This is a genomic window from Protofrankia sp. CiP3 (genome assembly GCF_917627345.1).
Classification (GTDB): domain Bacteria; phylum Actinomycetota; class Actinomycetes; order Frankiales; family Frankiaceae; genus Protofrankia.
Genome location: NZ_CAKJTM010000013.1, coordinates 82,143 through 96,591, shown reverse-complemented (window position 1 = coordinate 96,591; position 14,449 = coordinate 82,143). Strand labels below are relative to the sequence as shown.

The following is a 14,449-nucleotide window of genomic DNA, read 5'->3' as shown; positions in this document are numbered from 1 at the left end:
TGTCGTGTCCGCCACAACCGCGAGCCCCGACAACCCGACAACCCGCGGTTCCGCGCGTTCGGCTGCCCGGCCGGCGCCGGCCGCAGCCCGGCCCGTACACGACGACGGTGAGCCGCGGCTGCTCCTGCTCGACGGCCACTCCCTGGCCTACCGGGCGTTCTTCGCGCTCCCGGTCGAGAATTTCGCCACCACGACGGGGCAGCCGACCAACGCGGTCTACGGGTTCACGTCAATGTTGATCAATGTGCTGCGCGACGAGCGCCCCACCCATGTGGCGGTGGCCTGGGACCTGCCGACGCCCACGTTCCGGCACCTGCAGTACGAGGAGTACAAGGCCGGGCGTGCCGAGGCCCCCGAGGACTTCGTCGGGCAGGTGAGCCTGATCCAGCAGGTGTGCGACGCACTCGCCGTGACCGGGGTCAGCGCCGCCGGCTACGAGGCCGACGACGTCATCGCGACACTCGCGACCGAGGGCGCGGCCGTGGGCATGCGGGTGCTGGTCGTCACCGGTGACCGGGACGCGCTGCAGCTTGTCACCGACCAGGTGACGGTGCTGATGACCCGGCGCGGAATCAGCGACATGACCCGGTTCACCCCGGCGGAGGTCGAGGCCAAGTACGGGCTCACCCCGGTGCAGTACCCGGACTTCGCCGCGTTGCGCGGCGACCCGTCGGACAACCTGCCGTCGGTGCCCGGCGTAGGGGAGAAGACCGCCACCAAGTGGATTCAGCAGTTCGGCTCGCTGGCCGAACTCGTCGACCGGGCGGACGAAGTCGGCGGCAAGGTGGGCGGCTCGCTGCGCGCACACCTTGCCAGCGTGATCCGCAACCGGACCCTGACCGAGCTCGCCCGTGACGTGCCGTTGGAGATCTCCCCCGCCGACCTGCGGCTGCGCCCGTGGGACCGCGAAGCCGTCCACCAGCTCTTCGACACCCTCCAGTTCCGGACGCTGCGGGAACGGCTGTACACGGCGCTGGCCATGGCCGAGCCTGAGGCCGAGGAGGGTTTCGAGGTGGCCACGCGGGTTCTGGGGCCCGGCGAGGTGCCCGCATGGCTGGCCGAACATGCCCATGGCGGCGGGCGCGTCGGCCTGTACATCCGGGGGAGCTGGGGGCGGGGCACCGGCGTCGTCACCGCGCTCGCGTTGGCCACCGTCGACGGCGCCGGTGCCTGGATCGACCCAGCCGGGCTCACCGTGGCCGACGAGAACGCGCTGGCGCGCTGGGCCGCCGACCCTGACCAGCCCAAGGCCGCGCATGACGTCAAAGGCCCCATGTCGGCGCTTGCCGCCCGTGGCCTGTCTCTCGCGGGTGTCACCAGCGACACCGCGCTCGCGGCCTACCTCGCGCTGCCCGGCCAGCGCGGCTTCGACCTGGCCGATCTCGTGCTGCGCTATCTCCGGCGCGACCTGCGCGCGCAGGGGTCTGACACCGGGCAGCTGACCATCGACGGATCGGACGAGGCGGACGCGGCCGCCGCGGATGTCGTGCGGGCCCGTGCCTGCCTTGAGCTCGCCAACGTGCTTGACGCGGAGCTGGTCCGCCGCGGTGCCACCGCGCTCCTGCACGACGTGGAGCTGCCGCTCGTCGGCGTGCTGGCCGGGATGGAACGGGCCGGTATCGCCGCTGACACCGATCATCTGATCGAACTCCAGAAGCACTACGCCGCTGAGGTCGCCGCGGTGTCCGGGCAGGCTCATGAGATCGTCGGGCGGCCGTTCAACCTCAGCTCGCCCAGGCAGCTACAGGTGATTCTGTTCGACGAGCTGGGCCTGCCGAAGACCAAGAAGATCAAAACTGGCTACACCACCGACGCGGACGCGCTGCTCTGGCTTGCCACCCAGGCCGACCATCCGCTACTGGCGGTACTTCTGCGCCACCGTGACGTCGCTCGGATGCGTACCGTGGTGGACTCGCTCATCCCGATGATCGACGATGCCGGTCGTGTCCACACGACCTTCAACCAGATGATTGCGGCGACCGGCCGGTTGTCCTCGACCGACCCGAACCTGCAGAACATCCCGATCCGCACGGCCGAGGGCCGTCAGATCCGCCGGGCGTTCATCGTCGGCACGGGTTATGAGTCCCTGCTGACGGCCGACTACTCCCAGATCGAGATGCGCATCATGGCGCACCTGTCCGGCGACGCGGGACTGATCGAGGCGTTCGCCTCCGGCGAGGACCTGCATACCTACGTGGCGGCCCAGGCGTTCGGCCTGCCCGTGGACGCGGTCGACCCGGAGCTGCGCCGCCGGATCAAGGCCATGTCCTACGGGCTGGCCTACGGCCTGTCGGCGTACGGGCTTGCCAGCCAGCTCGGCATCCATCCGGAAGAGGCCCGCGCACAGATGGAGACGTACTTCGCCAGATTCGGCGGGGTACGGGACTTCCTCCGCGGAGTGGTCGAGCAGGCTCGCGCGGACGGTTACACGCAGACAATCATGGGACGCCGCCGTTACCTTCCGGACCTCACCAGTGACAACGCGCAGCGTCGGCAGATGGCCGAACGGATGGCGCTCAACGCTCCCATCCAGGGGTCCGCGGCGGACATCATAAAGATCGCTATGTTGGGCGTCGACCGGGCGCTGCGGGACCGCCGGCTGCGGTCGCGGCTGTTGCTCCAGGTCCATGACGAGCTTGTACTGGAGATCGCTCCGGGTGAGCGGGCCGAGGTCGAGGCACTGGTGCGGGCCGAGATGGGGACGGCCTACCAGCTGTCGGTACCTCTAGACGTCAGTGTCGGTTGCGGCCTGACCTGGGACGCCGCCGCCCACTGACCACCGTGCCGGGTGCTAGCTGAGCCGCTGCCGGGGTGCCTGCCGGGTTGCCGGCCTGTCGCCGCTGTCCGCAGCCGCCGCCCGCTGTCAGGTCACGCCGATGCGGCGGCATTGTCACGGGGGTGTGCATACAGGAGCCTCGATCAGCCACAGCTGTCCTGTAGACCCGCCAAACCCGCGGGCTGGCGGGTTACATCCGTGTCGCTGAGGCTCACAGTGTAACTGTGAGCAGTTTTTGGGCAGTTATCCCGTGGAGTATCCGGTGGGGCCTTCCCTGGTGCCGTGGGTATCCGTTGTTGATCAGGTGGGTGTCGACATGAGCCTTCCGCCTTTCACGGATCAACGGCGATTTCTGATCATACTTTCCGCCGGAGGCCTCTTCTTTTTCCTCGTTCTCGCGCTGCTCCCCCGGTCGCCAGGGCAGAACCAGCTGGGGACGTGGCTCGCGGTAGCGATAAGCACGGCCAACCTGGCCGTCGCGCTGCTGCTGGCACGCATGCGGCCGACCGTTCACCACATTCTGGTGGTCACCTCGGTTCTTGCGATAACGATTGCGCTGTGTGACAGTACCCACGGCCGTGACTCCGATCTGTACCTGCTCTGGTACTCCTGGATCGCGGCATGCGGGGCAATGGTGCGCAGGCTGTGGGAGGCGGTCGCCCACGCCGTACTCATCAGCGCGGGGGCCGTGGCCGGTTTCGCGGTCGAGGGAGACCTCGGGGCCGCGATACCCGCGGTCGTGATGACTGTCTTCAGTATCACCGCGACAACCCTGGTGGTGTACGGATTCGGCCGCTGGAGCCAGCTCCTGGTGGATCGAGATCCACTGACTGGCCTCGCGAACCGGGCCGGACTGGCTCGGGTGGCCCAGCCCGCGCTCGCCGCCGCGCTTGCCGCGGGCCGTGACGCCGTCCTGGTGCTTTTTGATATCAACCGGTTCCGTGAGGTCAACGACGCTCTCGGTCATTCCGCTGGGGACCGGCTGCTTCAGGCTATCGCGGTGCAGCTACGCGGCGTACCCGCGGATCCCGCGTTCACCGGTCGTATCGGCAGTGACGAGTTCGCGGTGGTCATCTACGGGGCCGATCTGCCGGGTGAGCCCGCGGCCACGCATGATCAGATGCGCGCGATCGGCCGGATGGTGATCAGCCAGATCGCTGGCCCGTTCCGGATCGACGGCGTCGAGGTCGAGGTCGAGGCCAGCGCGGGTGTCGCGGTCGCCCCGCTGCACGGAACGAGTCTTGACGCGCTGCTGCCAGCCGCGGATGCGGCGCTGCACGCGGCCAAACGGGATGGTGAACGGGTCGGTGTGTGGGATCCTGGTATGGTCGGCGTCCGGCCGTGGGAACTGGCCATGCACGCTCAGCTGCGGGCCGCCGTCGCCAGTGGCGAGCTGCGCCTCCACTACCAGCCGCTGCGGTCCGCGCGGACCGGCCGCATCGCCGGTGTCGAGGCACTCCTGCGCTGGGCGCACCCGAACCGCGGGCTGCTGGCACCCGAGGCGTTCCTGCCCATGGCGGAACGGTCCACTTTGATCATTGATGTGACCGAGTGGGTACTGGACGAGGCGCTGCGCCAGTGTGCCGACTGGGCCGTGGCCGGTCACCACGTACCGGTGTCGGTGAACCTCTCGGCGCGGATGCTCATCCGCGATGATCTCCCCAGCCTGGTTGCGGAGACGCTGTCCGCGTATGGCCTGCCGGCCGACGTCCTGACACTGGAGATCACGGAGAGCGCGCTGGTCACCCAGCCGGCCCGGGCCGCGGCGATGCTGCGGGAGCTGCGTACCCGCGGAGTGAAGCTGTCGCTGGACGACTTCGGGACAGGGTACAGCTCGATGGAGATCCTCAAGGCGCTGCCGTTCGACGAGGTGAAGATCGACCGGGGGTTCGTCTCCGGCGCGCATGGGAGCCTGCCCGACGCCGCGATCGTCTGTGCGGTCCTGGACCTGGGCCACCGCTTGGGCCTGCGGGTCGTCGGCGAGGGCGTCGAGGACGCCCGCGCCCTGCGGATGCTGATGGAGCTCGGTTGCGACCTTCTTCAGGGAGAGGCGATATCACGGCCGCTGCCGCCATCCCCTGAGCTGCTGGCGCTGTTCACCGCGGCGGCCTCCGTGGCTGGCGCGGACGCCCCCGTTCCTCCCGCGGCCGCGGACGGCCCAGGCCCGCGTGCGGGAGACCGGCACTGACCCGGCGACCAGCCCAGCCTTGCCAGCCGCGGCCGGCGGGCGGGGATGCCGGTCAGGTCCGCAACTACCGGCGGTCACCGTGACCGCCCTGCACAGACGCTACTGGGGTCATTGCCGCAGCCCGCGTTCTGTCGTCGGCGGCGCCTCCCGGTAGCGGTGTTGCACGGCCCGGACGACCGTGTCGGACCCCAGGAGCAGCACCGCGATCCACGACACGGTCGCGATCCGCCCGAATGCCTTGACCCACTCGCCGTCGATCGGGAGGTTGTGGCGGATCTGGACCTGGATGACATAGGCGGCGCTCATGGCCAGCAGGACCACCGGCCCGATCCTGAGCAGCATCCGGGCACGCGGTATGAGCAGCGCGGCCAGTGTCACCAGCCCGGTGGCGACGCCTGCCACCGGGTTCACCAGCGCCAGCGCGACCAGGGCGGCTGTCACCGCCGTGGGGATCGCCACCGTGATCGGAACTCGGGCGGCCCGCGCCGCCGGTGCTTCGAAGGTGGGCAGATCGACGGTCACCGGGCCGGCCTGCGCACGTGACCGCCGGCGTTTTCTCGCCGTCACGACCAGCAGCGCGACACTCGACGCCAGCGCTGTTGCGGAGATCATCAGGGCGCGCCGTACCAGCCGTTGGGGTGCCCAGGTGAGGTTGACGGTGAAGCTGGACGCGGTCGGAGTGATCCGCCAGCCGTTGGCGTAGCCGTCCACGAGCCGGGGCGCGCCGTAGTCGATGGCTTTCGGGTTCTCCTTCGATCCGCCGGGCGTCGTCGCCTGCCAGCCGGCGGACAGGCTCTGCCCGAGCACCAGCCAGAAGGGCTTGCCTGGCTCAGCGTTGGTGACCCGCAGCGTGAATGAGGTTTCGGTGGATGCGCTGACCGTCACCGCGGGTGCGCGGGCGGCGTTGCCAGCTGGCCCAGCCGGCGGATCGGCCGGGGTGCCCTGGCTGGCTGGGGTGACCGATCCGCCGGCCGTGACCGGCGACGGGCCGCCCCCAGGTTCTGAGGACAGGATGAGCCTGTCCAGGTCGTAGCCGGCGTCCGCCCCTGCTACGGTGCGTAGCACGTGGTCGCCAGGTCCCAGGGCGATGGGCTGGCCGCACAGCGACAGGGGCAGGCCCTTGCGGGCAAGCGCGTCGGCGCTGGAACCGGTGATCCGTACGGAGAGCGGGTGCCCGTCCAGCATGACGAGATCGGTGCGGCATTCGCCGGGAAGAGCTGCCGCGGCCCGCGGCGTCCGCAGGCCGGCGATGTCGACATCGGCCAGGCCTACCGGCATTGTGAGCTGTTGCGCATCGATCGTGTCACGGGTGGTGACTGGGCGGACGCTGTCGACGACGAGGCGGATATGGCTGCCCTGGACGGGGGGAAAGCTGAGGGTGACGGTCCTGGTGCCGTCCGGCATGTCGGTGATCGGTGGGATGGTCAGCGTGTCCACCCGCCGGCCGTCCACGACCAGCCCGAGCACGCTCGGCACGGAGTGGCGTCCGTCGGCCGCCAGCGACAGAGTCAGCGCCGAGAAGCTCACCTGTTGCGGGGAGTTGATCTGCACCCAGTTGCCGGTCTGTGCCCCGAAGCCGGGACTCCACAGCGTTGCCGGGTCCCCGTCGAACGCGCTGGCGCTGCCGGCCGCCAGGTCACCGGGCAGCCGGCCGGAGGACTCGGTGCTCACCCCACCGGACGGCAGCCCGGTGGCCCTGCCCAGCACCAGGTCATTGGCGTAGGCGGACGCGCGAGCGGTACCGGACAGGGCGAAGGTGCGCGCGGTGGGCAGGGTGAACACCCGGGCCATCGAGGTCTCGGGGTCGGTGCGGAACGGTTCCGCCGGGTTTGCCCGGTCGCGGGTGAGCTGCAGGGTGAGCCGGTGCGCAAGGGAGCCGGCGCCCGCCGCGGTAAGCAGGTCGGTGGGCATCCGCAGGAGCTCCCGCGCGTGCGGCGCGCTGCCGTCCGGACGGATGATGTCGACTTCCGCGAACCCCACGCTGGACAGGCCCGTGTAGGTCGCGCGGGCCCCGATGTTGGTCGCGTCCAGGGTGATGTCCAGCCGGGTGAAGTCGCGGGCCGGGAAGGTCACGAGCTGTCCCGCTGCGGTGCGTGACGCGTCGGTGAGATCCACGGTCACCGGTGATCCGCCGTCGAAGCGGAGCGTCGCCCGCGTGATCCACCGGTTGGGGGAGTCGCGCAACGGCTGGATCAGGCGAATCCGGTCGGTGCGCACCGGCTCCGTCATGGTGATCGCCAGGCGTTGCCCGACCGGGTTGGTGAACGCGCCGACCCGCCACATGCTGTCGAGGTTGTCGTCGACCGCACCCGCTGGACGTTCCGACGGGCTGTAGGAGAAGGCGTTGCCGTAGTCGGTCGCGCCGACAGCGGCGATCTCGCTGGGCTGGCCCGGGGCGTGCAGCACGGTCACCGTCTGCGCTGTCGCGGCCTCGTCCGGGAAGACCGGCAGCCGGTTGTCGTTGGGGTCAGGAACCAGCGGGATCATGTCCGCGGTTTCGACGTACCCGTAGTCGTCCCGGACCGAGCTCCAGCGCTCGGCTCGGCGCCGGTTGCTGTCGGTGAGTAGAAGATCGGCGCCATCGGCCAGCGCCTGGTTGATCGACGCGGGGTCGGCTGCCATCGACGCGGTGTAGAGGATGGCCCGGTTCGCGGCGAGCGGGGCAGCCAGCAGGCCCGCGGCTGCCGCGTCCACCAGCCCCTCGCCGTTGCCGCTGACGAGCAGCGGTGCCGCGGTGGTCGCCGTCCGCACGATCGGCTGCGGGCGGGTGACGCCGAAGACGGCCAATGCCGGCGGGTCCGGGGCGTTCACGGGCGTGCCCAGGGCCAGTTCGTCATCGAAGGGAATGCGTGGCGTGTCGGTGACCGGCGGGCCGAAGGCGCGGGGCGCGGTAAGCCCCGTGGGCACCGGGCTGGTGAACAGCGCCCAGGTCGGCACCGGGCGCGGGGTGCGGAAACGCTCGTACTGCTGGTTGCTGCGCAGGACGATGTCGCCGACGCTCATCAGCCGCGCGATGTCGGCGAGCCCGTCGGTTTCGAACACACCTTCCTGCAACCGGCGGTCGAGCGCGCGCAGCAGGTCGGCGGATGCGGCGGCGCTCAACGGGATCAGTTCGCGGACCAGGTACGGGCGGTTCGCGAGGCCGGGCAGGACGGGGTCGAGGGTGGTCCCCCAGCGGTAGTGCGCGAAGTCCGCGCCGGGCAGCTCCAGCGCACGGGTGGTGGAACCGGCCGCGTCGAGGGCTGCGGCGGCCTGCCGCTCGTAGCCGGGGATCTGTTCGGGGCGGTCCAGGCCGGCTTCGATGAACCGGCCGCGCCACAGCGGGCTCAGGTTCGCCACGACCAGGACGACCACGATCGCCCACGCGGTGGCGGGAACGAGGGACGGCAGCCTGGCCGAGATCCACGCCCGCCCGCCCAGGCGGCCGGGCGGGCGGTGGGAGCTGCGGCGTGCGAGCACCTCCGCAAGCCGCTGGGACACCGCGGCGAGCCCTCCGGCGAGCAGCACTGACAGGCTGAGCGCCACCAGCGGTACCGCGCGGGGCATCGATCGCAGCGCCAAAGCCGCCGTCGACGCCTGGGAGAACGCGCGGAAGGCCGAGCCCAGCGGCGAGGGGCGGTCATAGGGGTACACACCTACCGCGATCGCGGTACCGACGACGAGCAGCGCGACGAAGTAGGCCTTGTAGCCCCACTGGATCAGGGCCGCGCCCGCCAGCGCGAGCAGCGGCAGCGCGAAGCTCACGACGATCACCCAGATGGTGTGGGTGTAGTCATGGGAGGCGACGATCCAGCTCCCCAGCGCATCCGCGCCATAGAAGTACCAGTTGCCCAGACCGCGCAGCACCTCTGATGCCTGGGATGCGCTGGCCACCGTCTTGAGCGTCTCGCTGTAGGCGAGTATGTTCACACCGTAGCCAGCCTGAGTGATCAGGCCCGCTATCCACCACGCTGAGCACAGTACGATCATCACAGCGGTACGGATGATCATCCCTAGCGCTGGCCCAAGCCGGGCCTCGCGGGTGCCCCACAGGGCGAAGGGCAGCCACAGCATCGGTGCCAGCAGCACGAAGATCAGGCTTGCCGCGTTGCTGCTGCCGACCAGGGCGACCGTGACACCGAACGCGGCGGGCCAGCGCCAGCCGTCCGGCCGCCAGGCCGCGCGGCCTCCCCGGGCCTCGCGCAGCCCACGGATGGTGATCCCGAGCAGCCATCCCAGGCCCGTGTAGGGCAGCAGGATCGCTGACATCCGCGCCTCATACTCCAGGACGTACGGGGTCAGCATGTAGCCGGCCGCGGCGACGAAGGCGAACCGGTCCGGCCAGCGGAACGACCGCATGCAGAAGAGCACGCCCGCACCGGCGAGGAACAGCACCGAGCCGGTCCACAGCCGCTGGGCGACCCAGGTGGGCAGCCCGGCGAGGTCCAGGAGCCAGAAGAAGGCGCCCTGCGGGAGCAGGAAGCCGATGTTCTGGTGGGTGACCGAACCCATCCCGACGTTCGGGGCCCACATGACCCCCGCGTGGCTGATCAACCGTTGCGGGTCCAGGTACAGGTAGGCCTTGGTGTCGACGCCGACCCGACCGGGCGCGGTGAGCAGCAGCGGGAGATAGACGATCGCGGCCAGCAGCGGCGCCGGCCATGGCGGCGACCATCGGTGCTGGCGCGGCGACGGCCCGGCGCCAGCGGCCGGCCGGCCGGTGAGCCGGCGGGAAAGACCTCGCCGCGGACGTGCGGATGGTGCGGTCAGGGTCACCCGTGCAGCCCAATCATCCTGGTGCGGCTCCCGGCCGCCGCTGCGCCCGGGAGGAGGACGGCAGCACGCAGCCATACCCGGCTCCCCGAGCTGTGCGCTGATCGTGAGCTGCGTCCGGAGCATCCTACGGCGTGTTCCGGGAGCCATCGTTCGATCATGAAGCCGTATCCAGGTGATTGCTGGCAAGGCCGTAGGCCATACCGATACCGGATGAATTGTATCGGTATGGCCGAGAACGCGGCGCTGGCGATCCGCGCGGTGGCGATGGTGACGCCCGCGGCCCGGCCGTTGCCCGCTGCCAGCGCGGGGAGGCGGATCACACGTTCACCGGACCGCGGCGCGCCGGGCGCTGGACCAGACCAGCAGGCCGGTGCCAGCGGCCAGCACGGCGTACAGGGCGAGTTCCAGCCGGGCTGTCGCCACCGCGGCGCCGCCCATCCACCAGCTGCCCGCGATGGCGAGCGCGGCCGCGGCCGCGAGCATCACCAGGACCCCGCGCGCGCCGACGGCCAGCAGGTAGTGGGTGCACAGGACGGTCGCCCCAAGACAGGTCATCGCCCCGGCCAGGGGCGCGAACGCGCTGGCGCAGGCGGTCAGCCGCGGCCCGAACGCCAGCGACAGTCCCTGGGCCGGGGCGGCCACAGCGACGAGGAGAAGCCCCGCGGCCGGCACCGCGAGCATCGTCAGTGTCGCGCCCAGCTGGTGCAGCGCGTGTTGGCCGTGGTGGCGGCGGGTTGCCGTCTCGGGCAGCAGGAAGCCCCCCAGGACGACCGCGGCGAAGACCAGCGCCTTGCAGGCGACGGACACCGCCGCGTAGGAGCCGGTCTCGGCGGAGCGGTGTGCGCCGATCACCAGCACGTCGATGTTCTGGAGCACGCCCAGCAGGACGAGGGCGATCAGCGCGGCGCCGATCTCGACGGCCAGGCGGTCCGGCGCCGGCACCGGAGCGCCGCCCGCGTGAACCGGGCGCGCCGCGCGGGCGGCGGGCAGGTCGATGTACGCCTGGTAACGGCCGGAGCGCGTGGCGATGACCGTCCGTCCATGCCCGAGCCCGACGAGAACACTGAGGAGGATCGCCAGGCAGACACCGCCGGCACCGAGGCCCGCCAGCACCAGCCCGACCGCGAGCGCTCCCCGGACCAGGCCTTCCAGCACCAGGTTCGCCGCCAGGCCCGCGTATGCGCGGGTGGACTGGAGCAGCCCGCGGTCCACGCAGAGCAGGCACCAGGCGGCGCCCGCGGTGAGAATCTCGGCGACACCGTCGGGGCTCGGCAGGGACAGGGCTGTGGCGATCACCCCCCGCAGCAGCAGGCTCGTCATCGCGGTCAGCGCGACCAGCACGACACCAGCCCGCCGCACCCGCGCGGCCCACTGGTCGATCAGTACCGTCTCGCCGGCCTGCTGCCAGGGCGTCACCGTGCGGACGACGCCGACGAGCAGGGCGCTGCCCGGCATGGACACCACGAAGAACAGCGCCAGCAACTGAGCCAGCGTCCCGTAGGAGGCGGTGGACAGCTGACGGGCCAGCAGCAGCGTGACGATCAGGTTCGCGATATTGGCGGTGATCGCGGCAAGCGCCAGCGGGGACGCGCCGCGGATGGCGCCCCGCAGCGCCCGCCGGGATGCCGCCGGGGGCGCAAGCGGGACTCCGCCGACCGGGCCGAGCGCGGGCGGATACGGGCGTTGGGCAAGCGGCACCGCGCCCACATCCACCGCGCCCGGACGGTTGGCTGCTGTGTCATCCCACCACGTCACGACAGTAGTATTCCCATTACTAATTGTAACAAGCTGGTAGCGGGAAATCCGTGGCCGGCCATGGCGGGCTCCGGCCGGCCGGCCCGCAGACATCTTGATCACCTGATTTGATCATCCGGTCTGGTTGCCGCCGCATCACACGGGTGACCGCGTTCACCGAACGGGTTCTCCCGCGGGGCCGGCGGCCTTCTCGGTCACGAAGATCGCAGTGGATGGGAACAGGCGGCCACGTACCGGCCCCCACTGGCCCCACACCCGGTCATGACCCGCCGGCCATTCCGGTTCGATCAGGTCGCGCAGGATCAGGCCGGCCGCCACCAGCTCCCGGACGCGGTCACCGACGGTCCGGTGGGTCTCGGCGTAGCTCGTCCGGCCGGCCCAGTCCCGCTCGACGTACGCTCGCCGGTCGAAGTAGCTCCGGACCACGGTGAGGCCCTCCTTGCCCGGATGATCGGGAAACGACCAGATCATCGGGTGCGTGGTGGAGAAGACCCAGCGCCCGCCGGGACGCAGCACCCGGGCGACCTCGCGCATGACGGCCGCGCTGTCCGCGACGAAGGGGATCGCGCCAAAGGCCGAGCAGGCCAGGTCCACGCTCGTGTCGGCCAGCGGCAGCCGGGTGGCGTCGGCCTGGATCAGGGCGACAGCCACCCCGGTGGCGGCCGACAGCGTCCGGGCGTGCCGCAGCTGGCCGGCGGAAAGGTCCAGCGCCACCACTTCCGCGCCGCGGGTGACCAGCCAGCGGGCGCACTGTGCGCCGCCGCAGCCGATTTCCAGCACCGTCCGGCCGCGGACCTCGCCGAGCAGCCGCGCGTCCGCCTCCCGCAAGCCCTCCGGGCACCAGCGGAAGTCGGCGTCCCCGAGGAAGGCGCCGTGCTCGGCCTGGTAGTCATCGGCGGTGGCGTCCCAGTAGCCGCGGTTGGCCCATCTGGCACTGTCGTCGTCGACGTCGCTGTAGCCGAACTCGGCGGGGTGATACCCGCCCGGGGGGTACCGCGGCAGGACGGGCCGGGGCACGTCCGGTCTGGCGGGTTCTGGTCCGTTCACGGCATCGATCCTCGCAGCGTCTTTCGATCTTCGGATGGGGGGTGGTTGTCCGCCGCGTGCGTCCCCGCGTCCCGATGGTGTGCCCCGGTCGCGTTCTGCTCGCGCCCCGGTCGGGTTCGCGGGCTGCGACGCGATCCACTCCGGCGCGGGACGAGGTTGACCCGCGATGGCGTTGACCACCCTGGACACCGATCCCTAGACTTGGGTCTGGCACGAGAGTCTGTGGATCTCAGACCTAGCAGATCCGCTCGAGCGTCGCTATCGGTACCGACAGTGTTCGTTTTGCACGGTCCCTGTCCCTCCGTCTCGGCGGTTCGATCCGGTCTCCCGTGTATACGACGAACCCGTAGTCCGGAGCCGACCCCTTGACGAGCACCACCGACGTACGACCCGTGGAGACCGTGACCACACCGCCCGCCCCGACCACCCCGCAGGTCGCGGTCAACGACATCGGCTCGGCTGAGGACTTCCTCGCCGCCGTCGATAAAACGATCAAATTCTTCAACGACGGTGACATCGTCGACGGAACCATCGTCAAGGTGGACCGCGATGAGGTGCTTCTTGACATCGGTTACAAGACCGAAGGCGTGATCCCCTCGCGGGAGCTTTCGATCAAGCACGATGTCGACCCGCACGAGGTCGTGACGGTCGGTGATCACGTAGAGGCGCTTGTTCTCCAGAAGGAGGACAAGGAGGGCCGTCTCATCCTGTCCAAGAAGCGCGCTCAGTACGAGCGCGCCTGGGGCACGATCGAGAAGCTCAAGGAGGAGGACGGCGTCGTCAACGGCACCGTCATCGAGGTCGTCAAGGGCGGTCTCATCCTCGACATCGGGCTGCGGGGCTTCCTGCCTGCGTCGTTGGTGGAGATGCGCCGCGTGCGCGATCTGCAGCCCTACGTCGGCCGCGAGCTCGAAGCCAAGATCATCGAGCTGGACAAGAACCGGAACAACGTGGTTCTGTCCCGGCGGGCGTGGTTGGAGCAGACCCAGAGCGAGGTCCGGTCGGAGTTCCTCGCGCAGCTCGCCAAGGGACAGATCCGCAAGGGCGTCGTCAGTTCCATCGTCAACTTCGGGGCCTTCGTCGACCTCGGTGGTGTCGACGGCCTGGTGCACGTCTCCGAGCTCTCCTGGAAGCACATCGACCACCCGTCGGAGGTCGTGGAGGTCGGCCAGGAGGTCACGGTCGAGGTCCTCGACGTCGATCTGGAACGCGAGCGGGTGTCGCTGTCGCTGAAGGCCACGCAGGAGGATCCGTGGCGCCAGTTCGCCCGCACCCACGCGATTGGCCAGGTCGTCCCGGGCCGGGTCACCAAGCTCGTGCCGTTCGGCGCGTTCGTCCGGGTGGACGAGGGCATCGAGGGCCTGGTGCACATCTCCGAGCTGGCCGAGCGGCACGTGGAGATCCCCGAGCAGGTCGTGAACGTCGGCGACGAGATCCTCGTCAAGGTCATCGACATCGACCTGGACCGTCGCCGGATCAGTCTCTCCCTCAAGCAGGCGAACGACTCCAGCGCCCTTGTCGGTGAGGGCGAGGCGTTCGACCCGTCCCAGTACGGGATGGAGGCCAAGTACGACGAGCAGGGCAACTACGTCTACCCCGAGGGCTTCGACCCGGAGACGGGGGAATGGCTGCCTGGCTTTGAAGACCAGCAGGCCGAGTGGGAGCGGCAGTACGCCGAGGCGCAGCAGCGCTACGAGGCGCACCAGGCACAGATCCGGGCCGCCCAAGAGGCCGAGGCCGCCGCGGTCGCCCCGTCGTCCTACACCTCCGCGGAGCCCGACCAGCCCGCCTCCGCGATCGATGAGGACGCGCTTCGCCGTCTTCGGGAGCAGTTCGGCCGGGAATAGTCCCAGCCTGGGGCGCGTACGCCCCGGGCAGCGTACGGCGGGGCCTGCGGGAATCTTCCGCAGGCCCCGTTTGCGTTCGGT

Annotated in this window: 6 protein-coding genes; 3 read left to right on the top strand and 3 right to left on the bottom strand. The window is 70.3% G+C overall.

The genetic code is table 11. The features are described 5' to 3' along the window. Positions 1-4 precede the first annotated feature (4 nt). Together polA and MJ797_RS07660 are read left to right on the top strand one after the other, a co-directional pair. Positions 5-2,776: a DNA polymerase I gene (polA, locus tag MJ797_RS07665; RefSeq protein ID WP_239333168.1), complete on the top strand. Its 2,772-nt coding sequence runs from the start codon at positions 5-7 to the stop codon at positions 2,774-2,776. Positions 2,777-3,092: 316 nt separating this feature from the next. Then, positions 3,093-4,964, top strand: a complete 1,872-nt coding sequence (locus MJ797_RS07660) for a bifunctional diguanylate cyclase/phosphodiesterase (protein WP_239333166.1) — start codon at positions 3,093-3,095, stop codon at positions 4,962-4,964. A gap of 108 nt (positions 4,965-5,072) precedes the next feature. Here MJ797_RS07660 and MJ797_RS07655 read toward each other — a convergent pair whose 3' ends face one another. From MJ797_RS07655 to MJ797_RS07645, 3 genes are all read right to left on the bottom strand, one after another. Continuing rightward, a complete protein-coding gene (locus MJ797_RS07655) occupies positions 5,073-9,719 on the bottom strand; it encodes an alpha-(1->3)-arabinofuranosyltransferase family protein (RefSeq protein ID WP_239333164.1) in 4,647 nt (1,548 codons plus the stop codon). 324 nt (positions 9,720-10,043) lie between these two features. Further along, positions 10,044-11,567: a hypothetical protein gene (locus MJ797_RS07650; protein WP_239333162.1), complete on the bottom strand. Its 1,524-nt coding sequence runs from the start codon at positions 11,565-11,567 to the stop codon at positions 10,044-10,046. Between the two features lie 60 nt (positions 11,568-11,627). Next, positions 11,628-12,521: a class I SAM-dependent methyltransferase gene (locus tag MJ797_RS07645; RefSeq protein ID WP_374581675.1), complete on the bottom strand. Its 894-nt coding sequence runs from the start codon at positions 12,519-12,521 to the stop codon at positions 11,628-11,630. A 365-nt stretch (positions 12,522-12,886) separates the two neighbouring features. On the opposite strand from MJ797_RS07645, the gene rpsA reads away from it, so the two are divergent. Beyond that, positions 12,887-14,368, top strand: coding sequence for a 30S ribosomal protein S1 (rpsA, locus tag MJ797_RS07640; protein ID WP_239346579.1), 1,482 nt, complete (start codon positions 12,887-12,889; stop codon positions 14,366-14,368). Positions 14,369-14,449: the final 81 nt, after the last annotated feature.

Excerpts from the sequence above, each read along its gene's own strand:
- MJ797_RS07660 (WP_239333166.1), top strand. The coding sequence starts at position 3,093 with ATGAGCCTTCCGCCTTTCACGGATCAACGGCGATTTCTGATCATACTT.
- MJ797_RS07650 (WP_239333162.1), bottom strand. The coding sequence starts at position 11,567 with ATGTCTGCGGGCCGGCCGGCCGGAGCCCGCCATGGCCGGCCACGGATT.